Annotated in this window: 26 protein-coding genes; 15 read left to right on the forward strand and 11 right to left on the reverse strand. The window is 69.4% G+C overall.

Annotation, left to right across the window (positions count from 1 at the left end; genetic code table 11):
- Positions 1–41: 41 nt before the first annotated feature.
- Positions 42–1,325, reverse strand: coding sequence for an HlyC/CorC family transporter (locus ACSQ2G_RS20600; RefSeq protein WP_436034296.1), 1,284 nt, complete (start codon positions 1,323–1,325; stop codon positions 42–44).
- A 508-nt stretch (positions 1,326–1,833) separates the two neighbouring features.
- On the opposite strand from ACSQ2G_RS20600, the gene ACSQ2G_RS20605 reads away from it, so the two are divergent.
- Together ACSQ2G_RS20605 and ACSQ2G_RS20610 are read left to right on the forward strand one after the other, a co-directional pair.
- Entirely contained in the window at positions 1,834–4,578 is a 2,745-nt protein-coding gene (locus tag ACSQ2G_RS20605) for a TonB-dependent receptor (protein ID WP_436034078.1), read from the forward strand.
- A gap of 85 nt (positions 4,579–4,663) precedes the next feature.
- Complete coding sequence (locus tag ACSQ2G_RS20610) at positions 4,664–5,896, forward strand: histidine-type phosphatase (RefSeq protein WP_436034080.1); 1,233 nt, start codon at positions 4,664–4,666, stop codon at positions 5,894–5,896.
- A gap of 124 nt (positions 5,897–6,020) precedes the next feature.
- Here ACSQ2G_RS20610 and aroB read toward each other — a convergent pair whose 3' ends face one another.
- Positions 6,021–7,130, reverse strand: coding sequence for a 3-dehydroquinate synthase (aroB, locus tag ACSQ2G_RS20615; protein ID WP_436034081.1), 1,110 nt, complete (start codon positions 7,128–7,130; stop codon positions 6,021–6,023).
- The gene (locus ACSQ2G_RS20620; RefSeq protein WP_436034083.1) at positions 7,127–7,744 is read right to left on the reverse strand and encodes a shikimate kinase; all 618 of its coding nucleotides are present in this window, start codon (positions 7,742–7,744) and stop codon (positions 7,127–7,129) included. Before ACSQ2G_RS20620 ends, aroB begins: the two co-directional genes overlap by 4 nt.
- Positions 7,745–7,865: 121 nt before the next feature.
- Between ACSQ2G_RS20620 and ACSQ2G_RS20625 the strand changes: the two genes are divergently transcribed.
- The 4 genes from ACSQ2G_RS20625 to ACSQ2G_RS20640 all read left to right on the forward strand — a co-directional run bounded on the left by ACSQ2G_RS20625 (position 7,866) and on the right by ACSQ2G_RS20640 (position 11,273).
- Positions 7,866–9,320, forward strand: a complete 1,455-nt coding sequence (locus tag ACSQ2G_RS20625) for a hypothetical protein (RefSeq protein WP_436034085.1) — start codon at positions 7,866–7,868, stop codon at positions 9,318–9,320.
- The gene (locus tag ACSQ2G_RS20630) at positions 9,317–10,243 is read left to right on the forward strand and encodes a site-specific tyrosine recombinase XerD (protein WP_436034087.1); all 927 of its coding nucleotides are present in this window, start codon (positions 9,317–9,319) and stop codon (positions 10,241–10,243) included. The genes ACSQ2G_RS20625 and ACSQ2G_RS20630 overlap by 4 nt, the downstream gene beginning before the upstream one ends.
- Before the next feature lie 123 nt (positions 10,244–10,366).
- Entirely contained in the window at positions 10,367–10,954 is a 588-nt protein-coding gene (locus tag ACSQ2G_RS20635; protein WP_436034089.1) for a TetR/AcrR family transcriptional regulator, read from the forward strand.
- A 28-nt stretch (positions 10,955–10,982) separates the two neighbouring features.
- Positions 10,983–11,273: a YciI family protein gene (locus ACSQ2G_RS20640; protein ID WP_436034091.1), complete on the forward strand. Its 291-nt coding sequence runs from the start codon at positions 10,983–10,985 to the stop codon at positions 11,271–11,273.
- A gap of 406 nt (positions 11,274–11,679) precedes the next feature.
- Here the strand turns inward: ACSQ2G_RS20640 and ACSQ2G_RS20645 are convergent, their stop codons facing one another.
- Positions 11,680–12,471, reverse strand: coding sequence for an NAD(P)H-dependent oxidoreductase (locus ACSQ2G_RS20645; RefSeq protein WP_436034093.1), 792 nt, complete (start codon positions 12,469–12,471; stop codon positions 11,680–11,682).
- A gap of 96 nt (positions 12,472–12,567) precedes the next feature.
- On the opposite strand from ACSQ2G_RS20645, the gene ACSQ2G_RS20650 reads away from it, so the two are divergent.
- Together ACSQ2G_RS20650 and ACSQ2G_RS20655 are read left to right on the forward strand one after the other, a co-directional pair.
- Entirely contained in the window at positions 12,568–13,500 is a 933-nt protein-coding gene (locus tag ACSQ2G_RS20650; RefSeq protein WP_436034095.1) for a LysR family transcriptional regulator, read from the forward strand.
- A 188-nt stretch (positions 13,501–13,688) separates the two neighbouring features.
- Positions 13,689–13,910, forward strand: a complete 222-nt coding sequence (locus tag ACSQ2G_RS20655) for an alkylphosphonate utilization protein (protein WP_056758688.1) — start codon at positions 13,689–13,691, stop codon at positions 13,908–13,910.
- 159 nt (positions 13,911–14,069) lie between these two features.
- Here ACSQ2G_RS20655 and ACSQ2G_RS20660 read toward each other — a convergent pair whose 3' ends face one another.
- From ACSQ2G_RS20660 to ACSQ2G_RS20675, 4 genes are all read right to left on the reverse strand, one after another.
- Positions 14,070–14,738, reverse strand: a complete 669-nt coding sequence (locus ACSQ2G_RS20660) for a hypothetical protein (protein WP_436034096.1) — start codon at positions 14,736–14,738, stop codon at positions 14,070–14,072.
- Positions 14,738–15,049, reverse strand: a complete 312-nt coding sequence (locus ACSQ2G_RS20665) for a PadR family transcriptional regulator (RefSeq protein ID WP_436034098.1) — start codon at positions 15,047–15,049, stop codon at positions 14,738–14,740. Before ACSQ2G_RS20665 ends, ACSQ2G_RS20660 begins: the two co-directional genes overlap by 1 nt.
- A gap of 275 nt (positions 15,050–15,324) precedes the next feature.
- Positions 15,325–15,810, reverse strand: a complete 486-nt coding sequence (locus ACSQ2G_RS20670; RefSeq protein WP_436034100.1) for a VOC family protein — start codon at positions 15,808–15,810, stop codon at positions 15,325–15,327.
- Positions 15,811–15,980: 170 nt separating this feature from the next.
- The gene (locus tag ACSQ2G_RS20675) at positions 15,981–16,652 is read right to left on the reverse strand and encodes a DUF4328 domain-containing protein (RefSeq protein ID WP_436034102.1); all 672 of its coding nucleotides are present in this window, start codon (positions 16,650–16,652) and stop codon (positions 15,981–15,983) included.
- Between the two features lie 99 nt (positions 16,653–16,751).
- On the opposite strand from ACSQ2G_RS20675, the gene ACSQ2G_RS20680 reads away from it, so the two are divergent.
- Both ACSQ2G_RS20680 and ACSQ2G_RS20685 read left to right on the forward strand, forming a co-directional pair.
- Positions 16,752–17,891, forward strand: coding sequence for an aminotransferase class I/II-fold pyridoxal phosphate-dependent enzyme (locus ACSQ2G_RS20680; protein ID WP_436034104.1), 1,140 nt, complete (start codon positions 16,752–16,754; stop codon positions 17,889–17,891).
- Positions 17,892–17,901: 10 nt separating this feature from the next.
- On the forward strand, positions 17,902–18,528 hold the full coding sequence (locus ACSQ2G_RS20685) for a glutathione S-transferase family protein (protein WP_436034106.1): 627 nt from the start codon (positions 17,902–17,904) through the stop codon (positions 18,526–18,528).
- Here ACSQ2G_RS20685 and ACSQ2G_RS20690 read toward each other — a convergent pair.
- The gene (locus ACSQ2G_RS20690; RefSeq protein WP_436034108.1) at positions 18,506–19,390 is read right to left on the reverse strand and encodes a LysR family transcriptional regulator; all 885 of its coding nucleotides are present in this window, start codon (positions 19,388–19,390) and stop codon (positions 18,506–18,508) included. The two genes, ACSQ2G_RS20685 and ACSQ2G_RS20690, sit on opposite strands and share 23 nt — an antisense overlap.
- A 125-nt stretch (positions 19,391–19,515) precedes the next feature.
- Between ACSQ2G_RS20690 and ACSQ2G_RS20695 the strand changes: the two genes are divergently transcribed.
- From ACSQ2G_RS20695 to ACSQ2G_RS20705, 3 genes are all read left to right on the forward strand, one after another.
- On the forward strand, positions 19,516–20,520 hold the full coding sequence (locus ACSQ2G_RS20695) for an aldo/keto reductase (protein ID WP_436034110.1): 1,005 nt from the start codon (positions 19,516–19,518) through the stop codon (positions 20,518–20,520).
- 221 nt (positions 20,521–20,741) lie between these two features.
- The gene (locus ACSQ2G_RS20700) at positions 20,742–21,773 is read left to right on the forward strand and encodes a mechanosensitive ion channel family protein (protein WP_436034111.1); all 1,032 of its coding nucleotides are present in this window, start codon (positions 20,742–20,744) and stop codon (positions 21,771–21,773) included.
- A gap of 235 nt (positions 21,774–22,008) precedes the next feature.
- Positions 22,009–23,058, forward strand: a complete 1,050-nt coding sequence (locus ACSQ2G_RS20705; RefSeq protein WP_436034113.1) for an HpcH/HpaI aldolase/citrate lyase family protein — start codon at positions 22,009–22,011, stop codon at positions 23,056–23,058.
- Between the two features lie 146 nt (positions 23,059–23,204).
- Here ACSQ2G_RS20705 and ACSQ2G_RS20710 read toward each other — a convergent pair whose 3' ends face one another.
- A complete protein-coding gene (locus tag ACSQ2G_RS20710; protein ID WP_436034115.1) occupies positions 23,205–23,624 on the reverse strand; it encodes an OsmC family protein in 420 nt (139 codons plus the stop codon).
- 201 nt (positions 23,625–23,825) lie between these two features.
- The gene (locus tag ACSQ2G_RS20715; RefSeq protein ID WP_310087011.1) at positions 23,826–24,026 is read right to left on the reverse strand and encodes a hypothetical protein; all 201 of its coding nucleotides are present in this window, start codon (positions 24,024–24,026) and stop codon (positions 23,826–23,828) included.
- Between the two features lie 342 nt (positions 24,027–24,368).
- Here ACSQ2G_RS20715 and ACSQ2G_RS20720 point away from each other — a divergent pair, with 342 nt between their 5' ends.
- Entirely contained in the window at positions 24,369–25,331 is a 963-nt protein-coding gene (locus ACSQ2G_RS20720; protein ID WP_436034117.1) for an acetyl-CoA carboxylase carboxyltransferase subunit alpha, read from the forward strand.
- A 287-nt stretch (positions 25,332–25,618) separates the two neighbouring features.
- Positions 25,619–26,053, forward strand: coding sequence for a carboxymuconolactone decarboxylase family protein (locus tag ACSQ2G_RS20725; protein ID WP_310087019.1), 435 nt, complete (start codon positions 25,619–25,621; stop codon positions 26,051–26,053).
- Positions 26,054–26,116 lie beyond the last annotated feature (63 nt).

Consider the following 26,116-nt stretch of genomic DNA (forward strand, 5'->3'; position numbering starts at 1 on the left):
CCGAAAACAAGACCTTGTGTCGGGTAGGCGACCCATCGTGCTCATCGGGCGCTCTCGTCCAGCCGGCCGCTGATCCGCAGGCCGGTGATCTGGTTGCGCTGGCGGCGCAGCACCTGGAAGCGGTGGTGGTGGAAGATGAAGATCTGGCCGGGCTCGGGAATGGTCTGGGCCTCGTGGATGACCAGGCCGGCGATGGTCACCGCCTCGCCCTCCGGCAGCCGCCAGTCCATGGCGCGGTTGAGGTCGCGCACCGTGACGTGGCCGTCGACATGCACCGAGCCGTCCGCCTGCGGACGAAGGCCCTCGACCTTGGTGTCGTGCTCGTCCTCGATCTCGCCGACGATCTCCTCGAGGATGTCCTCCAGGGTGACCAGGCCCTGCAGGGCGCCGTACTCGTCGACCACCAGGGCGAAGTGGCTGCGGCGCTTGAGGAAGGCGTTCAGCTGGTCCTTGAGGTTGGTGGTGTCGGGGATGAACCACGGCTCGCGCTGGATCGAGGCCACGTCGATGTCGTCGATCGCGCCGTTGGCCGCGGCCAGGGCCCGCAGCAGGTCGCGGGCGTGCAGCACCCCGACGATGTTGTCGGCGTTGTCGCGATAGAGGGGGATGCGGGTGTGCTGGGCCTCCAGCGCCTCGGCCACCAGCTCGCGGATCGGCAGGTCGGCGTCGATCAGGGTGATCGACTTGCGGTGGACCATGATCTCCGAGACGTCCATGTCCGACAGGTCCAGCACCCCGCCCAGCATCCGCCGGTCGCCGCTTTCGACCCCGCCTTCGGAGTGGTGGTACTCGACCGCGCCGCGGATCTCCTCGTGTGCGGCCAGCACGTCGACCTCCATGGTCAGCCTGACGCCGAACAGCCGCAGGGTGCGCCGCACCACCCACTGGATGGTGTAGATGATCGGGCCGAACAATCGCACCACCAGCAGGGTGGGGCCCGACAGGAAGCGGGCCACGTCGTCGGACTTCAGGATCGCCAGGGTCTTGGGCAGCACCTCGGCGAACACCAGCACCAGCACGGTCATCGCCCCGGTGGCCGCCGCCACGCCCCACGGGCCGGGGATGGCGGCGGTCAGCACCTGGGTGGTCAGGGCCGAGGCCAGGATGTTGATCAGGTTGTTGCCCAGCAGCACCGCCCCGATCATCGTCTCCTGGTCGGCCAGCAGCGTGTTGACCCGCTTGGCGGGGCGGTCGCCCTCGCGCTCCAGCTGGTGCATGCGGGCTCGGGAGGCGGCGGTCAGCGAGGTCTCGGCGGCCGAGAACAGCGCCGACAGGGCCAGCAGGACGATGACGATCGGCGCGAGGCCGAGGATGGCGGTCAGGATCATGGGAGTGGTTGTACGCCGGGGCGGCGGCGAGGGGGAGATGGCATGGGCCGCGGGCCAGGTGCGCCGCCGCTGGCGTCGGAGCCTCCTCCGGGATCGCAGGGCAATCGCCTATGACCAAAAGCGGTTGTCATCCCGGACGAGCGCGCAGCGCGAAGATCCGGGACCGGGGCGTGAGCTCAGAGCTTGCGGCGGTCCTGGATCGGCGCTCGGCTTCGCCAAGCTTGTCCGGGATGACAGGTTTTTCAGAGCGATAGCCCTGTCCAGGATCGGCGGCTTCCATCGCAAGTCGAGGCTATTTTGTGGATATATAGACAGTTTGGCGGGATTCCCCCAGATATAAGCAATAACTTTGTGGATTTACGAGAAAAATGTCACATAGCCGTGTCATGGCCTCCCCGGATTTCATTCGCAGGAGGGGCTATTGCACCGGATCATCGACACAGGCGCCGCGTCCACGCACTCGCGCCGGACTGGAACGCGCAGGCGCGCGCTGATGGCCGGGGCCATGGCGACCGCGGCCCTCATGGCCGGCCAGGCCTGGGCGGCCGAGCCGACGGCCGAACCCGCGGCCGACGCCGGCGACGCGACCATGGTCGACTCCTTGGTCATCGTCGCCAAGCGCAACGACGCCGCCAAGGCCCAGATGAACGCCCTGACGCCGGTGGCGATCCTGTCGGCCGAGGACCTGGAGCACACCGCGGTCCACAACGTCGCCGAGGCCCTGGGCATGATGCCCAGCGTCAATGTGATGAACACCGGCTCGTCCTTCTTCGGCGGCATCGACGGGGCCTCGCGCGGCGAGGGCATGTTCGTGTCGATCCGCGGCCTGAACGCCGAGTTCAACGTCAACATGATCAACGGCGTGACCGTGGCCCAGGGCATGCCCTACAGCCGCCAGGTCCAGCTGAGCCTGTTGCCGCCCTCGGGCCTGCACACCATCCTGCTGAACAAGACCTCGACCGCCGACATGGACGGCGACGCGATCGGCGGCACCGTCGATTTCCGCACGCCCTCGGCCTTCGATTATCACGACGATTTCCACGGCTCGATCACCGCCTCCGGCCGGGTCGAGAGCCGGGCCCGCGACTATGGCGACAAGGGGCTGGGCGGCGGCCTTTCGGGCGAATGGGCCCATAAGTTCGGCGCGAACCAGGCTTTCGGCCTCTATGCCAGCGCCTTCTACGACAAGCGCAACTACGCCAACAGCGAGATGGCCGGGGTCATGGCCGCCCGCAACGATGGCGGCTGGGGCTTCCTGGTCAAGGACGCCGCCACGAACGGCAACAGCTATCCCGGTCTGGACCCGGAGCAGAACATCACCCAGACCGGCGCGAACTTCGGGGTCTCCAACGGCTATACCGCGCGCTGGGGCGGCAATTTCACCCTCGACTGGCGTCCGGACGACACGCTTGAAGTCTATCTGCGCGGCTCCTACGCCTACGCCAAGACCCAGCAGAACTCGACGCTCAGCCAATACGTCAGCGCCGCCAAAAGCTACAAGGAGGCCGTCCCCGGCTCCGGGCGTTACGCCCTCAGCGTCGACGCGATCTCGACCCGCGTCTGGTACGAGACCAACCCCGAGAAAGCCGATCTGGGCACCCTGCAGTTCGGTGGCGACAAGACCCTGGGCGCCTGGACCCTATCGCCGCAGCTGTTCTACAGCGAGGGCGACAACGACCGCCCCAACCACATCGAGGCCTCGGCCCGCGTCAACCAGAGCGACCATTTCAACCACGGCTCGAACCGGCCTCTGGGTGGCCTGTCGATGGGCTATACCGACGACCTGCCCCGGCCGCTGTTCACCCCCGACATCTTCAACGACCTGAACAACGCCGGCTCGGCCCTGCTGGCGCGCCGCGCCGGCCAGCTGACCGAGCAGTACAGCGGCCAGCAGAAGTACGGCTTCAAGTTCGACGCCAAGCGGGTCTTCGACGACGGCGCGCTGCAGTGGGTCAAGCTGGGCGGCAAATATGTCGACAGCCATCGCCGGGTCACCAACCGCGACTGGACCAACGACCACTTCGCCAACCTGATCGGCCAGGGCGGCCTGACCTGGGACAGCCTGGGCCTGACCACCGGTTCTTACGATCACATCTATCCGGGCGAATATGGCTGGCGAATTCCGAAGGTCAGCCAGGACAAGCTGTTCGAGTACTTCAACAAGTACAAGACCGACGCCAGCTTCGACACCTGCGGCTCGCTCGCGGTCAACAACTTCAACTGCAACACCCAGAAGGGCGACGAGGCGGTGGCCTCGCTCTACGCCATGGCCGACTACCGGTTCGGCGACGTCGAGGTCATCCCGGGCCTGCGCTACGAGCACACCAAGATCGACAACACCTACTGGGTGATCCCGAGCAAAAACGGGGTCGAGGAAGTCGGCGACTGGGCGCACAGCGACACCACCTATGACGAGGTCCTGCCCAGCCTGTTCCTGACCTGGCGGCCCAGCGGGGCGGCCGTCTATCGCGGTTCGGTCTGGACCTCCTACACCCGCCCGGCCTTCATCCAGCTGGCCGGCGGCGAGCGCCGCCAGGTCAGTGACGACGGCAATGTCACGATCACCAAGGGCAATCCCGACCTGAAGCCGATCAAGGCGATCAACCTGGATCTGTCGGGCGAATGGAGCAACGCCAAGGGCGGCTACGCCATGGTCGGCGGCTTCTACAAGCACCTGTCGGACTATCTGTACGACAACGGCTCCAGCCCGGTGAACTCCGACACCCTGACCGAGGGCAAGGTCACCACCAACCAGCCCACCAACGGCGGCGACGGCGACGTCTATGGCGTCGAGCTTCAGCTGCGGCAGAAGTTCTCGGACCTGCCGGGCCTGCTGAGCGGCCTGGGGGCGGGGCTGAACGTCACGCGCCAGTGGACCAGCGTCGACCTGGGCGACGGCGTCGACAACCGCATCCAGAACGCGCCGGACTGGTTGGCCGACGCCCAGCTCTTCTACCAGAAGGGCGGTCTCAGCTTCGACGTGATCTACCATTACACCGGCGCCTATGTGTCCGACTACGACGTGCTGGACCAACCGGGGGAATGGGACAACCTCTGGGTCCGGCCCCTGCGCAGCGTCGACCTGCATGTCGGCTACGCCTTCGACAACGGCGTCAAGCTGGACCTGTCGGTGGCCAACCTGCTGAAGGGCGAAAGCTACTGGTCGCACATCGGCGAGCACAGCCTGGCGCTGTCCGACGTGGTCGACTCCGGCCGGACCAGCCTGCTGACTCTCAAATACGCCTACTGACCCCGCGGATCCCGGCCGTCCTCCGCGGCCGGGATCCCTCGCTCCGGCGCGGGCGTCGCGCCGACCTCACCGACAGGCGCGCCTGATGAAGCCCATCCTTCCGATCATCGCCTTCGCGGCGCTGCTGGCCCTCGGCGGCGGCGCGGACGCCCAGGCGCCGGGTCCGCGCGGCTCGCTCAAGGTCGAGCGCACCGTGATGCTGTACCGCCACGGCATCCGCGCCCCGCTGCCGGGCGAGGCGGCGGTCGACGCCTACGCCCACCCGCCCTGGCCGGTCTGGAGCACCCCGCCCAGCCTGCTGACGCCGCACGGCCGCGAGGCGGCGCGGCTGATGGGCGCCTATGATCGCCAGCGCCTGTCCCATCTGGGGCTGACGGCGCCGGGCGGCTGTCCCGCGCCCGGCGCCGTCGCCATCTGGACCAACACCGCCCAGCGCACCATCGCCAGCGGCGAGGCGTTCGCCGAGGGCTTCGCGCCCGGCTGCGGCCTGGCCGTGGGCCACCAGCCGCCCGACACCGAGGACCCGCTGTTCCACCCTGTCGAGGCCAGGGCGGTGGACTTCAGCGGCGCCGAGGCCGCCGTCGCGATCATCGCCGAGAACGGCGGCCCGGCCGGCCTGGTCGCCCCCTACGCGGCCGAGATCCGCGAGATGGAGCGCGTGCTGGGTTGCGACAGGGCCCAGCCCCCCTGCGACATCGCCTCGGCCAGGGCGAGCCTCGCGTCCAGCGCCGACGATGGCCTGGCGCTGGACGGGCCGATCGCCATCCTGTCCGGCACGGCCCAGGTGTTCATGCTGCAATATGCCGAAGGCCTGCCGCTGGACCAGGTGGGCTGGGGCCGCGCCTCGCCGCGGACGCTGGAGGAGGTCTCGCGCCTCCACGCCCTGCTGTTCGATATCCACGCCCGGCCGCGCTACATGGCCCGGCGGATCGGCGGGCCGATGGCCAGGCGGATCTCCGGCATCCTGGCGGCCAAGGACGCGCCCGCCGTCAACGTCTTCGTCGGACACGACAACAACATCGCCGCCCTGGCCAGCCTGGTCGGCGCGCACTTCAAGATGGACGGCTACGGCCAGGACGACCCGCCGATCGGGGGCGCCCTGGAGCTGCAGGTCCTCGTCGACGGCCAGGGCCGCCGGTTCGTCGAGGCCTTCTACGAAGCCCAGACCCCCGACCAGCTCCGGCGGCTGGCGCCTCTGTCGCTGGCCAACCCGCCGGCCCGGCGCGCGCTGGACCTGGCTTGTCAGGCGCCGGGCCAACGGCTCTGCCGGCTGGAGGACTTCCTGGCCGCGCTGGATCGCCGCTTGAGCGCCGACTAGGCGTGGTCCTCGTCCTTCGACAAGCTCAGGATGAGGACCCTTGCGGACGCAGCGCCAGAAAACCTCATCCTGAGCCTGTCGAAGGACGAGGTTTTCGGCTCCAGGGCCAACCGGCTCGCGCCGACTAGAGCGCGCCTTCCTCGATCAGGAACGCCCGCAAGGCCGCGCGGTCGACGTCCTTGGCCACGAAGGCGTCGCCGATGCCGCGGACCAGGATGAAGGTCAGCAGCCCGCCTTCGGCCTTCTTGTCCTGGGCGCTGTGGGCGATCAGGGCGTCGGCGCTGAACGGCTCGGGGCGGACGTCGGACAGGCGGGTCGGCAGGCCGGCGGCCTTGATCGCGGCCTCGGCGCGGACCGCGTCCTGGGCCGAGCACAGGCCCTGGCGGACCGAGAAGCGGAAGGCCTGGGCCATGCCCAGCCCGACGGCCTCGCCGTGCTTGAGCGCGTCGCCGAAGCCCATCTCGCCCTCGACCGCGTGGCCGAAGGTGTGGCCCAGGTTCAGCAGGGCCCGGCGCCCGGTCTCCTTCTCGTCCTCGGCGACGATTTCGGCCTTCATCTCCACCGAGCGGCCGACGGCGCGGACCAGGGCGGCGGTGTCGCGCTCCAGCACGGCCTTCACGTGGGCCTCCAGCCACTCGAAGAAGACGAAGTCGCCCAACAGGCCGTACTTGATGATCTCGGCGTAGCCGCAGGCCAGCTCGCGGGCGGGCAGGGTGGCCAGGATGTCTAGGTCGGCCAACACCAGGCGCGGCTGGTGGAAGGCGCCGATCAGATTCTTGCCGCGCGGGGTGTCGATGGCCGTCTTTCCGCCCACGGACGAATCCACCTGGGCCAGCAGGGTGGTCGGGATCTGGATGAAGTCGATGCCGCGCTTGTAGATCGCCGCCGCGAAGCCGGTCAGGTCGCCGACCACTCCGCCGCCGAACGCGATGACCATGTCGCCGCGCTCCAGGTTCAGGGCCAGCAGCCGGTCGCTCAGCGCGGCCAGGCCCTCGAAGCTCTTGGTCTCCTCGCCGGGCGGGACCAGGATCACGTCGGTGGCGATCCCCGCGTGCTCCAGGGCGTTGGCCAGGCGCTCGCCGTGGTGCTCGCCGACGATGGTGTCGGTGACGACCGCCACCCGCTTGCGCTTCAACAGTGGGGCGATGTGCTCCCCCGCCCGGTCGATCAGGCCGGTGCCGACGACCACGTCATAGGCGCGCGCGCCCAGGCCCACGGGGATGGTGGTGATCACTTGGACTCGCTTTCGGATGAGGACGGGCTTTCGGACGGGGCCAGGTAGCCCCTCAGGCCCTGGATCACGGCCTCGACCGCCACGCCATGGGCGGTGTCGCCGGTCTCGACGGTCAGGTGGGCCTCGCCATAGGCGGGATAGCGGAGGCTGGCGTGTTCGCGCAGCACGTCCATTGGGTCGCGGCCCTTCAGCAGCGGCCGGCCTTCCTTGCGACCGACGCGACGGGCCAAGAGCTCCAGGTCGGCCTTCAGCCAGACGGCGACGGCCTTGGACTTGATCAGGGCGCGGGTCTCGGCGTTGACGAAGGCCCCGCCGCCGGTGGCCAGCACGTGCGGCGGCTCGTCCAGCAGCCGGGCGATCACCCGCCGCTCGCCGTCGCGGAAGGCCGGCTCGCCCATCTCGGCGAAGATCTCGGGGATCGAGCGGCCGGCGGCGGCCTCGACCTCGTTGTCGGCGTCGCGGAACGGCAGGTCCAGGGCCGTGGCCAGGCGGCGGCCGACGCTGGACTTGCCCACGCCCATCAGCCCGACCAGCACGATGGTCTTGCGGCGCAGGATCGCCTTGGGGTCGGGACCCTGGTCGTCGGGGCGGGAGGGGGCGGGATCGTCGGTCATGGCCTGCTGGCGGTTTACACGAGGGCGGGGCGTCCCGCCAAGGTTTGGACCAAAGCCGCGTCCAGGGTGTTCGGCAGGGCGAAAAGTTTCGCCAACCCCCGTCCTGCGGCATAGTTGATCCATGGCTCCTTCCAAGCGACTCACGACCTGTTCGACCTTCGTCCTGGCGGCGGCGTTGCTTTCGGCGGCTCCCGCCTGGGGGCAGGGACCAGTGCAGGTCCAGTCCCTGGCCGCGCCGGACCTGTTCTCGCCGCCGGCCGCCCAGACGGGGCTGTCGGGCGACCTGTGGAAGGACGCCTCGCCCGGCGTCGTCAAGGAGGCCCTGCCCAAGCTGGCGGCCAAGCCGCTGTCGCCGGCCACGGCGGGCCTGGCGCGGCGGGTGCTGGCCACCGGCGCCAACGCCCCGGCCGGGATCGGCGACGACCCGGAGCTGGGCGCGACCCGGGCCATGGCCCTGATCGCCCTGGGCGAGGCCAAGGGCGCCGACGCCGTGCTCGACCGCGTCCCCGGCGTGGCCGGCAGCGCTCCGTTGTCGATGGCGGCGGCCGAGGCGGCCCTGATCACCGGGGCCGACGACAAGGCCTGCAAGGTCGGCGAGGCGCTGAGCGTCGAGCGCGGCGGGCCCTACTGGCTGCGGCTGCGGGCCTTCTGCCAGGCGATCGGCGACCAGCACGACGCGGCCCAGCTGACCTTCACCCTGGCCGCCCAGCAGACCAAGGACGCCGACTACGCCCGGCTGATGAACGCCCTGCTGTCGGGCACGCCGGCCGGGGCGGCCAACCTGAAGAACGGGATCAACTACGCCCTGTCGCGCAAGCTGGGCCTGGACGTCTCGACGCCCGCCGTCGTCGCCGCCGCGTCGCCGGCCCTGAAGGCGGCGCTCAGGCCGGCCGACGCGGCGCCGCCCACCGACCTGACCGCCGCCCAGGCCTCCGCCGTCGCGGCCCTGCGCGGCGCCAAGGGGCTGGCCGCCTTCACCGACGCCGCCAAGGCCGCACAGCCGGCCATCGCCGCCCTGGCCCGGGCCGACGCGCCGCTGGAGGACCCGGTCCTGCTGGCCCGCGCCGCCCTGGCCGCCGGCGACCCGGCCACGGCCCGGGCCATCCGGGGCAAGCTGACCGGCGACGTCCTGCCCGCCGGCGCCACGACCACGGACCTCGCCCTGCTGGACGCGACCCTGGCCGCCGCCGAGGGCAAGAAGGACGGCCAGATCCTCGACGGCCTGGTCGAGCGCGGCGTCCAGGGCGGCGCCAAGTCGCCCGCCCAGCCGGCCGCCCTGATCCTGGCCGCGTTGGGCGGCGTCGTCAGCCCCGAAGCCCGAGCCCCGTTCGCGACCTTCGATCCCGGCAAGTCCACGGCCCCGGCCGGACGGCTGATCGTGCTGGACGAGGCGGCCGCCGCCGGCCGCCAGGGCGAGGCGGCGATGCTGGCCCTGTCGATCGCCGCCGACGCCGGCCCCGCCGGTCCCGGCCCGGTCGACCGCGCCCGGCTGGTCCGCGCCCTGCTGAAGGCCGGGCTGGAGGCAGACGCCCGCGCCTTCGCCGTGGAGGGGCTGCTGGCGCTGCAGGTGAAATGAGCGCCGCCGCCTCTCCGGGAAAGAGCGGGGGTTGGATCGACGCCTTCCTCGAGATGATGGCCGTCGAGCGCGCCGCCGCCCGCAACACCCTGACCGCCTATGAGAAAGACCTGGTCGACGCCCGCACCTTCCTGGCCTCGCGCGGCGACCTGGACGGGGCCTCGGCCGAGGCGGTCGAGGCCTATTTCGCCGACCTGGGGGCGCGCGGCCTGTCGCCGGCCACCGCCGCCCGCCGCCGCTCGGCCCTGCGCCAGTTCTACCGTTTCGTGCTGGGCGAGGGCTGGCGGGGCGACGACCCCTCGCGCCGGGTCGAGGCCCCCAAGGCCGGCCGGCCCCTGCCCAAGGTGCTGTCACGCGACGCCGTCCTGCGGCTGATCGCGGCGGCGGCCGCCAAGGACGGGGCCCAGGGCCTGCGCCTAGCCTGCATGATCGAGCTGCTCTACGCCTCGGGCCTGCGGATCTCCGAACTGCTGAACCTGCCCCTGGCGGCCCTGGCCCGCGACCCGGCCTTCCTGATGGTCAAGGGCAAGGGCGGCAAGGAGCGGCTGGCCCCGCTGAACGACGCGGCCCGTACGGCCGTGAAGGCCTATCTGGAGGCAAGGCCGCAATTCCTGCCAAAGGGCGTCAAGGAAAGCCCCTGGCTGTTCCCGTCACGTGGCAAGGGCGGAAAGCTGACCGGCCGCCGAGTGTCGCAGCTGCTGGAGGACGCCGCCATCGCCGCGGGCATTGACCGCGAGACGGTCAGCCCGCACGTGCTGCGCCATGCCTTCGCCACCCACCTGCTGGAGGGCGGCGCCGACCTGCGCGTCATCCAGACCCTGCTGGGCCACGCCGATATCGCCACCACCCAGATCTACACCCACGTGGCCGGCGACCGCCTGGCGGAGGTGGTGAAGGCCAAGCACCCGCTGGGGCGGAAGTAGCTAGGGCGGATCGACACCCCCGCCGTCATTCCCGCCACAAGGGCGGGGTTTCACTCAGGCCGACGATTCCTAGGACAAACAACCTAGACTCTCTAGGTCGTTTGTCCTAAAGCGTGATGCGGCGTGGAGATCAAGGTGTCAGCTGCTGATACGAGAGCGCAGATTGTCGAAGCGGCGGATCGCTTGTTCTATGAGCGCGGCTTTGAGGCCACCACGTTCGGCGACATCGCATCGGCCACCGGTCTGTCGAGGGGCAACTTCTATTATCATTTCCGAACCAAGGACGAGATCCTCGACGCGGTGATCGCGCTCCGGCTAGTCAATACGTCGGCCATGCTCGCCTCCTGGGAACGCGCAAGCCCACGTCCCGCCGATCGCATTCGAAGCTTCCTTGAGATCCTTATTGTCAACCGGACCAAGATCATGGGCCACGGTTGCCCCGTGGGAACACTTTGCACCGAGCTTTCCAAGCTCGACCACTCAGCGGCGATGGCGAGCACAGGTCTCTTCACGCTCTTCCGTGATTGGCTGAAACTTCAGTTTGTGGCGCTCGGCCGAGCCGACGAGGCGGACGCGCTCGCCATGCACGCCCTGATGCGCAGCCAAGGCGTCGCCACGCTGGCCACGGCTTTCAAAGACGAGGCCTTCATTCGCCGTGAGGTGGCCGACCTGAAGGCCTGGCTTGGCGCCCAGGCGCCCAAGTCTTCTTGAGCTCCCTCCCTTGCTTTTAGGAACGCCAATGTTCGTGATCACCCTGCGATTCGCCGACAAGAGCCGCGCGCCGTCCTTAATGGATGACCACAACGCCTGGATCAGGAAGGGCTTCGAAGACGGAGTGTTCCTACTGGTCGGAAGCCTTCAGCCTGCCGCAGGCGGCATGGTCGTCGCCCATGGCGCGACGCAGGCTGAAATCGAGTCGAGGGTCCAGAACGATCCCTTCGTCGCGGCAGGCGTCGTGACAGCTGAAATCGCCGAGATCGTGCCCGCCAGAACGGACGAACGCCTAGCCTTCCTTCGACCCGCCGCCTGACCAACAGGTTTGCGCCGCCGGCGCGGCGCCTCGTCGGCACATCGCGCCCGACAGCGCGCGTATCGGTCAGGACGCACGGCGTTGATGCTCTCATGGCGGGACCAAATCCTCGGATTTGGACCACAGCTAGCGCTCTTCGCTCTTGTCGGGGCGGGCGCGCTACTTGGTCTCGCGCAAATCTACTTGGTCTCGCGCGAATATAGAGGCATGCCGTGCGCTCAATGGCCAACGCCATCTGAAGTCTGTAACCCACCCTGTACAGATGACCGCCATGTCCGCCTCAGGGCCGGCGGCCGACCTTTGCCAGCATCGGTGTATCCCCCTCATTTCAGGGCGGGAATGACGGATGCAAAGGGGTAGTTTGGAGATCGATCGAGCGGTCCGAAGCGCTGAATGCCGATCCGCCCTAGCCCTCCGCCCTGTCCAGGTGAAGCGCGAAGCCGTTCGCGCCGGGATCGCCCAGGCAGGGACGGAGCGTCATGCTCGGGATCAGGTAGTCGCCGCCGTTCTGCCGCCGATAGGGGATGGGCGGGGTGGTCGCCAGCGTTCGCATCCGGTCGCGCAGGCGCTCGGCGACGGGTTCGAAACCGGCCGCGTCGAGGCGGTCGACCCTGCAGGCCACGAACGGCGGCAGCACGTCGTAGCCGGGATAGTAGAGGATCCCGTGGTTGATCGGGAACAGCAGGTCGTCGATCGGGCCGTTCACCCCGCGGGCGGAATAGTGCTCATCCCAGCCGCCGGCGGTGACGATCAACATCGCGCGTTTCCCCGCCAGGGTTCCCTCACCGTAGCGGTCGCCCCATCGCGTGTCGCTGTGCTCGCCGACGCCATAGGCGAAACCGTAGGCGTAGACCCGGTCGACCCAGCCCTTGAGGATCGCCGGCATGGCGAACCACCAGAGGGGGAACTGGAGGATCAGGACGTCGGCCCACAGCAGCTTCTCCTGCTCGGCCCTGACGTCCGTGGTCAGGCCGCCGGCGGCGAAGGCCTCGCTGGAGGCCGCGGCGGGCTTGAAGCGCGCGTCCGGGGCCAGGAGGGGGAAGTCAGCGTGGTCGACCTGCGACTTCCAGCCGTCGGCATAGAGGTCGGTCACCCGCACCTCGTGGCCCTGGGCCAGCAGTTCCTGGACGGCGACGTCGCGGAGCGCGCCGTTGAGCGAGCGGGGTTCGGGATGGGCGAAGACAAGCAGGACTTTCATGGGTCGACGATCCTAGGGGGTGGAAACCGACCCTCCAGGTAGGCGGCGTCGCCATGATCCGGTACGTATGGTGAATGCATAGGATCATGCCGAAAAATGGATAGGTCCGACGTCACGCTGGAGCGCATGCGCACCTTTGTCCGGGTGGCCGAACGGGGAAGCCTGACCGCCGTCGCGCGGGAGCTGGGCGCCGGCCAGTCGACGGTCACCCGGCACCTGCGGGAGCTGGAGGAGGCCGTCGGCGCGCCCCTGCTCAGCAGGACCACCCGGCGGGTCGCCATGACCGAGGAAGGCGCGCGCTATTACGCCCACTGCGTCCAGATCCTGCGGCTGGTCGAGCAGGCGGCGGACGAGGCGCGCGGCGCGCGCGGCGCGCCGGCCGGCACGATCCGGATCTCGTGCACGGCGGCTTTCGGGGTGTTGCACGTCAGCCGACTGATCTTCGCGTTCCAGGACCTCTATCCCGGCATCGGGATCGACCTTGGCCTCACCGACGAGCGCGTCGACCTGGTGCGGGAGGGCGTCGACATCGCGCTGCGCCTGGGGCCGCTCGCTGACAGTTCCATGAAGCTGCGGACCCTGGGCCAGTCTCGGCGCCTGCTGGCGGCCTCGCCGGACTACCTGGCGGCGCGGGGCCGGCCGGCCGTGCCGGCGGACCTGTCCGGCCACGAGGGCGTCCGGATGTCGAACGTGGCGGGCAGCGAGACGCTTGTCCTGCGGGGACCGGACGGCGAACACCATGCGATCCCGTTCGGGGGCCGTCTGCGGGTCGACCACGGGCTGGCCGCGCGCGAGGCCCTTGTCGCCGGGCGCGGCGTGGCGCCCGCCCATCGGTGGCTGGTCGACGACCTGCTGGCGGCGGGCCGGCTGGAGGCGGTGCTGCCGGACTACGCGCCGCCGCCGGTCCCGCTGAACATGCTGATCGTCCCCGAACGGGCGGGCGTCGCCCGGGTCCGGCTGCTGGTCGACTTCCTCGCCGCGCGGATCGGCGAGGTCCCGGGGATCGAGAAGACACGGCCGGAGCGCTAGAGCCTGTTTATCGGGATCAGATGGAATCATCTGATCCCGATAAACAGGCTCTAGATTCAAACATTTAGAGCGCGTTTGGCGGGCGAAACCGCTCACACTTTCGCCCAACGCGCTCTAGGCGGCGCCGAGCGGTTTTGATTTGGCCGCGCGCCCTGCTAAGCACCCCCACCTTTCAGGAGAAGAACGACATGTCGGACGAAACCCGCGACAGCAACGGTACGATCCTGGCCGACGGCGACAACGTCACCCTGATCAAGGACCTCAAGGTCAAGGGCTCGGGCGGCGTGACGCTGAAGCGCGGGACCCTGGTCAAGAACATCCGCCTGACCGGCGACACCGACGAGATCGAGGCCAATGTCGAAAAGGTGCGCGGCCTGGTGCTGCGGACCGAGTTCGTGAAGAAGGCCTAGGTTCCGTGGACCGCTAGGCGTTTGGCGTCGAGGCGGCGCCCTCGTCCTTCGACAGGCTCAGGATGAGGGCTACTGGTCAGGCGGCTCCGTAGAATTCCTCATCCTGAGCTTGTCGAAGGACGAGGAATTCGGCCCAAGACCATCAATTGTCCACAGACCTCAGGCCGCCGCCGGGGTTTTCGCCGCCCTGCGGTTCAAGCTCCGGAACGCGCCGGCCGCCATGAGCAACAGGGCCAGGGCCAGATAGTCCAGCCAGGCGAGCGCCGGATGCACCAGGTAGGGCGACGGCCAGGTCGCCACTAGGGCCAGGGTGTTGGCGGTGTGGATCACCAGGCCGGCGCCCACGGCGACCAGCAATCGTCTGAACTGGCCCCGCGCCGCGAACCACCCCCCCGCCGCGAAGACCCCGGCCAGGCCCAGCATGGCGGCCACGTGCCAGGCCGGTATCGACAGGAGATCGGCGACGGCGCTGTCGGCGGTCTGGCCCCGGAAGAGGCGGAAGCTTCCGGCCCACCCGTCGAGACCGTGGCGTTTCAGGTCCGCGACGACGGCCAGCATGTATAGCGGCATGAAGGCGTGGGCGGCGGCGGTCAGAAAGCTGACCACCGCGACGGCCAGGCGGCCGGTCAGGAGCGCGATCCTCATCGGCGAGATCCTTTGCTGGTAGGCGGCCCAGACGCAGCCGGCCGCGAAGGTCAGGGCCGGGCCGGGCGCGTCGATGGCGGCGAGCTCGGCCTGCATGCCCAGGGCCCAGTCGCGGCGACGGTCGGGCATGATGGCGGCCGCGTGGCGCAGAAGATGTTCGGCGATCTGGCGGGCCAGGGACATCAGGCCAACCTCGCCCTGGCCGGCGTCGCGCTCGCGAAGACCTCGCCGCCGACCCGTTCGCGCGCCAGGGCCGCGCCCGTGTCGGTCAGGCGGTAGGCGTGGCGCGGCGGCCGCCCGGGCTGCAGCGGCTGGCGCCATTCGGCCTCCAGCAGCCCCTGGTCGCTCAACCGGATCAGCAGCGGATACAGCGTGCCCGACTTCAGCCCCGTCTCCTTGGACAGGTCGTAGCCGTAACGCCAGGCCTGGGGCTGGGCCAGCAGGGCGGCCAGCACCGATCGGGTCTGTCGCGAGATGTTGGGCGCACGGGTCATGCGACCATTAGCAACATATGTAGAGTTTGAGTCAAGAGCGGGAGGTAGAGCGGCTGCAACCGGATCCTTCCCCTGTGGGGGAGGACTATCGCATATGGCCAAAAGCAGTTGTCATCCCGGACGAGCGCGCAGCGCGAAGATCCGGGACCGGGGCGTGAACTCAGAGCTTGCGGCGGTCCCGGATCGGCGCTCGGCTTCGCCGAGCTTGTCCGGGATGACAGCTTTTTTCAGAGCAAAACCATATGCGATAGCCCTGCCACGGGGAGGGATCAGACCTAAGCCCCCTCGAACGCCGCCTTCAGCTTCGGCATGTCCAGCTTGACCATCTGCATCATCGCCGCGAACATCCGGCCGATGGCGGCCTTGTCGGGGCTGGAATAGAGGTCCAGCAGCTCCTGCGGCACGATCTGCCAGGACAGGCCGTACTTGTCCTTCAGCCAGCCGCACTGGCTTTCCCGGCCGCCGTCGGCGATCAGCGCGTCCCAGTAGCGGTCGACCTCGGTCTGGTCGGCGCAGTGGACGACGAACGACACGGCCTCGGTGAAGGGAAAGATCGGGCCGCCGTTCAGGGCGGTGTAGGTCTGGCCGTTCAGCTCGAAGCCGACGGTCATCACTCGCCCGGGCGGTCCCGCCGGCGGCTGGGCGTCGCTGGGATAGCGGGCGACGCTGGTGATCCTCGAATTGGGAAACAGCGAGACATAGAAGTTGGCGGCTTCCTCGGCCTGGGTGTCGAACCACAGGAAGGGGGTGATCTTGGGCATGGCTTTCCTCCACGGGACCGCCGGTCGGCGGGTTCAAGGCGAGGACGATCAGGACATGCGTCTCCCGACATCGGTCCGGACTTTTCGACCAAACGCCCTTCTCACGCGGCGGCCAGCAGATCCGCGGAGGTCAAGGAGGATGGTCGAATCCTGCGGGGCTTCGCCGCGCGCTATTCGAACGTGGCCATGCTGAGGGCTGTGACCTGGCGCTGGGTGAGTTGGCGCACCAGCATGATCGAGGTGATCGAACTGCCGATCGCCGCCAGCATGGTCGCGATGGTCAGGCACGCGCCTAGTGACTGGCCGCCCGCCGTGTTGTCGCTTGAGGCGAAGCTGCCGACGAGCGCGACGACGTTGGTCGCCAGGAACAGGCCCCACCACACCCGCAGAAGGTTCGGAGTGTCCAGCGAGCGCCAACGCGCCGAGTCCGTGCTGATGTTCCAGGTCTTCTCGACACCTTCGAAAGGCTTGGTCAGGCAGGCCACCGGCACGAAGAACCAGCCGACGCCCCAGGCGGGCGACATGTCGAAGCTGGGCGCCAGAACGTGGGCGTTGCGGTTGGTGCGATGGACCCACATGAGGAATAGCACCAGATAGATCGGCAATGAGGCGGCATAGACCATGGCCGACAAGGCGAAGCTCAGGATGAAGCCCGTGGATTGGCTGCCCAGATCGTCGGCGGAGAGCGTCGTACCGGGATCCAGCTGAAGGAGGAAGCTCAGCTGCCAGGCCGTGGCCGCGCCATAGGCGGCCGCGCCCGCCAGATGCATCCACAGGCCAACGATCGCGCCCTTGGCGCGCCGCGTCGGGCTCTTGGATGTGTAGACTTTCTTCTTTGCCATGGACGGCCCCCCGGTTCGTCGCAACCGGAGATAGACCGTTTTGAGCCACCCGACAACGCCGCCGTTGCCGCCCCCGCCGCCGCGGACTAGTTACGCGGCATGCCCGCTTCCGAGATCGAACCCTTCCACGCCATCGCCATCAGCCGCCTGGCCCACCAGATGAAGGCCCAGGGCCGGTCGATCATCCACATGGAGTTCGGCCAGCCCTCGACCGGCGCGCCCAAGGCGGCGATCGCGACGGCGCATCACGTGCTGGACACCGACGGCATGGGCTATTGGGAAAGCCCGTTGCTGAAGGCGGCGATCGCCCGGCGCTACGCCGACCTGGACGGGGTCGAGGTCGATCCCGAGCGGATCATCCTGACCTGCGGCGCCTCGCCGGCCCTGGTGCTGGCCCTGGCCTCGAACTTCCAGCCGGGCGACCGCGTCGCCCTGGCCCGGCCGGGCTATGTGGCCTATCGCAATACCTTGAAGGCCCTGAACCTGGTCCCGGTCGAGATCGGCTGCGGGGCCGAGAGCCGCTTCCAGCTGACCGCCGCCCACCTGGCCGCGCTGGACCCCGCCCCGGCCGGGGTGATCATCGCCAGCCCGGCCAACCCGACCGGCACGATCATCCCCGCGGCCGAGCTGGAAGCGATCGCCGGCGTCTGTCGCGACCGGGGGATCCGCATTGTCTCCGACGAGATCTATCACGGCCTCAGCTACGGCGAGCCGGCCCGCTCGATGCTGGCCTTCGAGCCCCAGGCCCTGATCGTCAACAGCTTCTCCAAGTACTTCAGCATGGCCGCCTGGCGGCTGGGCTGGGTGGTCGTGCCGACAGAGCAGGTCCAGCGGGCCCGGGCCTTCATGGGCAACCTGTTCCTGACCCCGCCGTCGCTGAGCCAGCACGCCGGCCTGGTCGCCATGGACTGCCTGGACGAGCTGGAGGGCCATGTCGCCGTCTACCGCGCCAACCGCGCCCTGCTGCTGGACGCCCTGCCGGCCCTGGGCCTGGCCTCGATCGCCCCGCCGGACGGGGCCTTCTACATCTATGCCGACATCGGCCACCTGACCGACGACAGCCTGGCCTTCTGCGAGGCCCTGCTGCGCGACACCGGCGTGGCCACCGCGCCCGGCGTCGACTTCGACCCGGTGGACGGCCGACGGTTCATCCGCTTCAGCTTCGCGGTCTCGACGCCGGAGGTCGAGGAGGCGCTGCGGCGGATCACGCCGTGGTTCGCGGCGCAGGCGACGGCTTAGGAGGACAGTGATGCGGCTGATCGGAATGCTGGATTCACCCTATGTGCGGCGGGTGGCCGTGACCCTGCGGCTGCTGGACCTGCCGTTCGCGCACGAACCGGTGTCGGTGTTTCGCCACTACGACGTGTTCGCGGCGATCAATCCGGTGGTCAAGGCGCCGACCCTGGTCACCGACGACGGCGTGGCGCTGATGGATTCGACCCTGATCATCGCCCATCTGGAGCGGCTGGCCGGGCTGCGCCTTGGCCCCGACGACCTGGCCGAACACGCCCGCGCCCAACGGATCCTGGGCCTGGCCCTGGCCGCCTGCGAGAAGACCGTGTCGCTGGTCTACGAGTTCAACCTGCGCCCCGAAGACAAGCATCACGCCCCTTGGATCGACCGGGTGCGGCGGCAGCTCGGCGCGGCCTGGAGCCTGCTGGAAGCCGAACTGGCCTCGCCGCCGGCGTGGCTGGAAGGCTCGCAGGCCTGGGCGACCAGCGCGGTAGCCTGGACCTTCGCGACCCGGACCCTGCCCGAATCCGTCGAGGCGTCGGCGTGCCCCAGCCTGGCGGCGCTGACCGCGCGGGCCGAGACGACACCGGCGTTTCTGGCGACGCCGTTCGACGACGCCTCTAGGCTCGCATCCAGTCGATGAACGCCCGCAGGGCCGGCGAGAGCTGGCGGCGGCTGGCATAGTAGAGGAAGAAGCCGGGGAACGGCTCGCACCAGTCGTCGAGCAGCGAGACCAGTCGGCCGGCGGCGATGTCGTCGGCCACCTGGTCGCGGATCAGGAAGGCCAGCCCCGCGCCGTCGAGACAGGCGCGGCGGATCACCTCGTTCTCGTCGCTGACCAGCACGCCCGGCGGGTTGACCACCACCTCGCGTCCCTGGCGCTCGAACTCCCACGGCCAGGGCTGGCCGTTGCCCCGCCGAAACAGCAGGCAGCGATGGTCGAGCACGTCCTCGGGTCGGTCGGGCGCGCCGCGGGCCTCGACATAGGACGGCGCGCAGACCAGGGCCTGGCTGAGCTCGCGCCCCAGCGGGGCGGCGATCATGTCGGCCTGCAGGCTCTCGCCCAGCCGCACGCCGCAGTCGAAGCCGCCGGCCACGATGTCGGACAGGCCGTCGTCGCAGACGATCTCGACCCGCACGTCCGGATAGGCGTCCAGGAAGCCGCCGATGCGCGGGCCCACCAGCCAGCGCGCCGCCGAGCGGGCGATGTTGATCCGCAGCCGCCCGGCGGGACGGTCGCGGAACGCCGCCACCTCGGACAGGGCCGCGTCGATGTCGGCCAGGGCCGGGGCCAGCCGCGCCAGCAGCCGCTCGCCAGCCTCGGTGGGCGCGACGCTGCGGGTCGTGCGGTGCAGCAGCCGCACGTCCAGCCGGGCCTCCAGGTTGCGCATCGTGTGACTGAGGGCCGAGGCCGAGACCCCCAGCACCTGGGCGGCGGCGCGGAAGCTGCGATGCTGGGCCACCAGGGCGAAGACGGCGAGGTCGGGCAGGGGGCGCTGGTCCATTGCTGAGTATTGCTCAGCAGTCCGCTGAGACTTCAAGCGCTTATCCTGGGCGGGGCCCGCGCCCATCTTCACGCTGTCGGAAGGCCGCGCCTTTCGACCGCAATTCCAGACATGAGGATATCACCATGAAGACGCGCAAACTCGGCGACGGACTGGAAGTCTCGGCCATCGGCCTGGGCTGCATGGGCATGGGCCAGGTCTACGGCACGGCCCTGGACAAGGCCGACGCCTTCAAGGTGCTGGCCCGGGCGGTCGAACTGGGCGTGACCTTCTTCGACACCGCCGAGGTCTACGGCCCCTACACCAACGAGGTGCTGGTCGGCGAAGGCCTCAGGCCGTTCCGTGACAAGCTGGTGATCGCCACCAAGTTCGGCTTCGACATCGCGCCGGAAGGGACCGCCGAGGGCTTCGCCCGCATGCGCGGCACCGACAGCCGGCCCGAGCACATCCGCGCCGTGGCCGAGGCCTCGCTCCAGCGGCTGGGCGTCGAGGTGATCGACCTGTTCTACCAGCACCGCGTCGACCCGAACGTGCCGATCGAGGACGTGGCCGGGACGGTCAAGGACCTGATCGCCGAGGGCAAGGTCAAGCACTTCGGCCTGTCGGAAGCCGGTCCCGAGACCATCCGCCGGGCCCATGCCGTCCAGCCGGTGGCGGCCCTGCAGAGCGAATATTCGCTGTGGTTCCGCGACCTGGAGCAGACCACCCTGCCGGTGATCCGCGAACTGGGCATCGGCCTGGTGCCGTACAGCCCGCTGGGCCGGGGCTTCCTGACCGGGGCGATCAAGGCCGACGCGCCGTTGGCCGACAACGACTTCCGCCGGGGGCTGCCGCGCTTCCAGGGCGAGGCCCTGGCCAAGAACCTGTCCCTGGTCGAGGCCCTGACGGCGATCGCCGCCGAGAAGGGGATCACCCCGGCCCAGCTGGCCCTGGCCTGGATCCTGGCCCAGGGCGAGCACATCGCCCCGATCCCCGGCACCACCAAGATCAGCCGACTGGAGGAGAACCTCGGCGCCGTCGACGTGGTCCTGTCGGCCGACGACCTGGCCCGGATCGCCGCCGCGGTGCCCGAGACCGCGGTCGAGGGCGCCCGCTACAGCGAGGCCGGCCTGGCGATGGTGGGCAGATAGTCGCCCTCTCCCGGAGGGGAGAGGGAGGGACCCGCCGCGTAGCGGTGGGAGGGTGAGGGGTTACACCCTCACCGATTTCTCGCAACGCCCTGCCGGCGCTCCGTCGGACTCACCACCCCCTCACCCTCCCACGCCTGGCGGCGCGGGCCCCTCCCTCTCCCCATGGGAGAGGGGGCTTTGGGTATTGCCCCTTCCGCCCCGGCGCCCCCACACTCGCCGCCATGGCCGACAATCCGCTGCAGCGCCTCGACGCCCTCGAACTGGTCAAGATGGGCAAGAGCACCATCACCCTGGGAGGGCTGGGCGCGGCGATCGTGATCGTGGCGGCGGCGATGCTGGCGGCGCGCTTGGCCGCCGCCGGCCTGCGCCGCCTGCGGGCCCGGGCGGTCGACAACGCCTCTTCGCTGTACGTGGTCGAGAAGCTGGCGACCTACGGCCTGGTGGTGATCGGCTTCCTGGCCGCGTTGTCGACCATGGGCATCGACCTGACCTCGCTGGCGGTGTTCGCCGGGGCCCTGGGCGTCGGCGTGGGCCTGGGCCTGCAGGGGGTGATCAAGGACTTCGCCTCTGGCATCTCGCTGGTGTTCGAACGGCTGGTGGCGGTGGGCGATTTCGTCGAGCTGTCGAACGGCGCCCGGGGCGTGGTCCACGAGATCGGGCCGCGCGCCACTCGCATCCGCACCAACGACAGCACCGACATCGTCGTGCCCAACTCGGTGCTGGTCAACGACCAGGTCATCAACTGGACCCTGCACCATTCCAACCGCCGCATCCGCGTGCCGTTCGTCACCGCCTTCGGGGCCGACAAGGAAAAGGTGCGGGCCGCGGTGCTGAAGGCCGCCCATTCGGTGCCGTTCACCTCGCCCGACGACGCCGTGCGCAAGAGCCAGGTCTGGCTGGTCGGCTACGGCGACTCGGCGCTGAAGTTCGAGCTGGTCGTCTGGCCGACGATCGAGTCCGTGCGTCGGCCGGCGGCGATCTTCGCGGCCTATACCTGGGCCATCGACGACGCCCTGCGCGGGGCCGGGATCGAGATCCCCTATCCGCAGCGCGACCTGCGCCTGCGCGGCGTGCTGGGCGAGGAGGGCGACGACGCCCGCGCCGCCCTGCGCCTGGAGCCCCGCGCCGCCCGCCGCGCCAAGGCCAAGGCCGCGGCGCTCTCGTCCAGCAACGACGCGGCCGAGGACCTGACGCGCGAGGATCCCGAGGAACCGCCGGCGCCGGTTCAGGGGCCGCCGAAACCTGAACGCTAGCTTTCCTCCGTTGTCATCCCGGAAGCCTCGTAGAGGCTGTCCGGGACCCAGGGGACTGGGCGAAGGCGGTGCGGTTCACCTGGATCCCGGCTCTGCGCTTCGCTCCGGCCGGGATGACAACCATTGGGCTGGGAGAGATCAAGGGTTCCCCGAGCGTCAGTCTTGACCCTCGTGCCGCGCCGCCGCACCTTATCTCGCAACTGCGAAATAAGCAGAGACCAGGGATGCGAGCGCCATGAAGACCCCCCGAGGCTTTTTCAAACCCCTGGCGATCGGCGCGCCGACGCCCTGGCGCGAGCCGCCGGCCCGGGTCGAGCGGATGATCCACTTCGTGCCGCCGCACCTGGACAAGGTCCGCGCCAAGCTTCCCGAGATCGCCCCAACCGTCGACGTGATCCTGGCCAACCTGGAGGACGCCATCCCCGCCGACGCCAAGGGCGCGGCCCTGGCCGGCGCGGTGGCGATGTCGCGTGAGGTCGACTTCCGGGCCCTGGGCGTGGGCCTGTGGGTGCGGATCAATTGCCTCAACTCCCCCTGGCACCTGGACGAGGTGGCCACCCTGGTCGAGAAGGCGGGCGACCGCATCGACGTGATCATGGTCCCCAAGGTCGAAGGGCCGTGGGACATCTTCTACATGGACCAGCTGCTGGCCTCGCTGGAGGCCAAGCACGGGGTCACCCGGCCGATCCTGCTGCACGCGATCCTGGAGACCGCCGAGGGGGTGATGAACGTCGAGCAGATCGCCGGGGCCAGCCCGCGCATGCAGGGCATCTCGCTGGGGCCGGCCGACCTTGCCGCCAGCCGGGCCATGAAGACCACCCGGGTCGGCGGCGGCCATCCCGGCTACCGCGTCATCGAGGACCCGCACGCCGACGGTTCGCCCCGAGCCTCTGTCCAGCAGGACCTGTGGCACTACACCTTCGCCAAGATGGTCGACGCCTGCGCCGCCCACGGCATCAAGCCGTTCTACGGCCCGTTCGGGGCCATCGACGACCCGGTCGCCTGCGAGCAGCAGTTCCGCAACGCCTTCCTGATGGGCTGCGCCGGGGCCTGGAGCCTGCACCCCAGCCAGATCGCCATCGCCAAGCGGGTGTTCTCGCCGGCCCCCGACGAGGTGGCCTTCGCCCGGCGCATCCTGGAGGCCATGCCCGACGGCACGGGCGTGGCCATGCTGGACGGCAAGATGCAGGACGACGCCACCTGGAAACAGGCCAAGGTCATGGTCGACTGCGCCCGACAGATCGCGGCCAAGGATGCGGAGTATGCGGCGTTGTATGGGTTTTAGTTAGGTCCTCCCCCTGTGGGGAGGTGTCGGCGAAGCCGACGGAGGGGGGAGTGGTCGGGCGCCCGACATAAGCAGGATCGACGATCCCAAAACTCCCCCCACCGATCGCTTCGCGATCGCCTCCCCCACAGGGGGAGGGTTCTGGTTTACGCCGCCACCGACGTCACCACCCGCGATCCCGCCACCAGCATCTTGTGCACGGGACACGCCTCGGCGATCTCCATCAGCCGGGCCCGCTGGGCGTCGTCCAGGTCGCCGCCCAGGGTGATCACGCGTTCGAAGGTGTCGGCCGGCTGCGAGGACGGGTCGCGCCGCCAGGTCACCTCCACATGCACCGCGCCCAGCGCCCAGGCCTTGCGCCGGGCGTAGAGCCGCAGGGTCTGGGTGGTGCAGGCCGCCAGGCCGGCGGCGACCAGGTCGTGGGGATTGGGGCCGACGTCCAGTCCGCCGTCCACGGGGCCCAGGTCGGCCGCGAAGCGGCTGGGGCCGGCGGTGACCAGGATCTGCACCCCGCCGTGGCCGCTGTCGTCGGCGATGGCGGAGGGGCGGGCGAGGGCGACGATCATGGGCGGACTCCGAGCTAGGGCCGGAAACCTGCCATCGCCAGGCAGAGCCGTCTTGGATGGATTTGAGGCCATCCCCGGAATTGTCATCCCGGACGAGCGCGAAGCGCGAAGATCCGGGACCGCCGGAAACGCGGCGCTCAGGCGTCGGTCCCGGGTCTGCGCTTCGCTACGCCCGGGATGACAGCCGTTCTGAATGTGATTTTAGGCCGCCGCGCGCTGGGCCGAGGTCACCTCGAACAGGCGCGTGGCCCCGCGCCACACCTCGACGGTGTCGCAGCCGCGATGGACGCCGACCAGCTCTTCGGCGCGACGGCGCGCGGCCTGGTCGTCGGGGCAGGGGGTGACGTCGAAGCGCGGCACCGAGCCATCCGGCTCGACACAGAAGAAGGTGAACACCTGCATGGGAACGTCCGTTCGCATCAGGCGGGACCGGGTCCATATTCGATGGGCGGGGCCGCGGGCGCCGGCTTTGGTTCTAAGCCGACCAGGAGGATATAGGCGAGAACCCCGCGATTAACCAGTAACCATCGGTTTTCAGACGAGACTCTCCTGGGGACGAATCCCTGGGACGCAAAAGGGGTTCCCACACGGCCAAGGTGTCGCTGCGACGACGAGTCGCAGGACCGGCCCGCGCGTGGGACGCTTCTGGGCCGATTTCGAGGCCGAAGCGCCAAAAGCGGTTTCGTTTTGCGTTATCGCGCTCTAGGTTCGCCACCTTTCCGCAACGGCGACGTTAAGAGACCCATGGCCGCGCACTATCTCGACTTCGAGCGACCCATCGCCGATCTGGAAAGCAAGATCGAAGAGCTGTCGCGGCTTTCCGAGACGGCCGGCCCCGGCGCGTTCGAAAGCGAGATCCAGGCGCTTCGCGATCGCGCCCAGCAGTTGCGCAAGGAGGCCTATGCGGGCCTGGACGCCTGGCAGAAGACCATGGTCGCCCGCCACCCCGAGCGCCCGCATCTGAAGGACTACATCGCCGGCCTGATCGACGAGTTCGTCGAGCTGCGCGGCGACCGCAAGTTCGCCGACGACCAGGCGATCGTCGGGGGCCTGGGCCGGTTTCGCGGCGTGCCCGTCGTGGTCATGGGCCACGAGAAGGGCCACGACACCACCACCCGCCTGAAGCACAATTTCGGCATGGCCCGCCCCGAGGGCTATCGCAAGGCCGTGCGGCTGATGGACATGGCCGAGCGCTTCAACCTACCGGTCATCACCTTCGTCGACACCGCCGGCGCCTATCCGGGCCTGGGGGCCGAGGAGCGCGGCCAGGCCGAGGCCATCGCCCGCTCGACCGAGCGCGGCCTGGTGCTGGGCACCCCGATGGTCGCCACCATCGTCGGCGAAGGCGGCAGCGGCGGGGCCATCGCCCTGGCCGGCGCCAACAAGGTGCTGATCCTCGAGCACTCGATCTATTCGGTGATCTCGCCGGAGGGCGCGGCCTCGATCCTGTGGCGCGACGGCGCCCGGGCCAAGGACGCGGCCGCCAACATGAAGATCACCGCCCAGGACCTGATCCAGCTGAAGATCGTCGACCGCATCGTCGAGGAGCCGGCCGGCGGGGCCCATTCCGACCCGTCCGCCGCCATCGAAGCGGTCGGCGACGCGGTCGAGGACGAACTGAAGGCCCTGATGAAGCTGTCGCCGGCCGAGCTGAAGAAGCAGCGCGCCGCGCGGTTCTACGCCATCGGCCGCGAAGGGCTGCAGTAGTGTTTGAGCCGAGCCCGCGCGATCCTCTTCTCGGGGGGGAAGTCGGAGGGCGTAGGCAATCGAGCCGCGACTGGCTCGGCGCCGGGCTCGACGGCGGCTTGGCCAATGCCGGCTGGTTGGCCTTGCCCGTGGTCGCCATTCTGGGTTTCGGCATGTTGGTTTTCTCTGCCTGGCGACAGTTGTTCGGCGGCCGTCGATAAAAATTCGCGGCGCATGTCACGTCCGGCCGCCCGACCTCGTCTTGTTCCCGAAAGCCCGAACACCGGGCCCCAATCGAGGACAAGACCATGAGCGCCGAAACCGCCCCCTTCCGCCACGACATCAATGTGCCGGCCGTCTACCAGGCGTTCATCGCCGCCGAGACCGCGGCGGTGGGCGCGGGGATCGACAAGCATCTGACGCACCTGGTCAAGCTGCGCGCCTCGCAACTGAACCAGTGCGCCTTCTGCGTGAAGATGCACTCCAAGGAAGCCCGCGACGACGGCGAGACCAACGAGCGGCTGGACCGGTTGACGGTCTGGAGCCACGTCTCGGACTTCACCGCCAAGGAAAAGGCCGCCCTGGCCTGGACCGAGGCCCTGACCCAGCTGCCGACCCACACCGACCTTGGCCCCCTGCGCGCCGCGTTGCGCGAGCACTTCACCGACGTCGAGGCCAGCGCCCTGACCACGGTGATCGCGATGATCAACCTGTGGAACCGCCTGGGCGTGTCGGTGCACTAGGAGAGTCCGAACGGATCCTCCCCCTGTGGGGGAGGTGTCGCCAAAGGCGACGGTGGGGGGAGT

It is taken from the genome of Caulobacter sp. LjRoot300, from assembly GCF_964253875.1.
GTDB lineage: Bacteria > Pseudomonadota > Alphaproteobacteria > Caulobacterales > Caulobacteraceae > Caulobacter.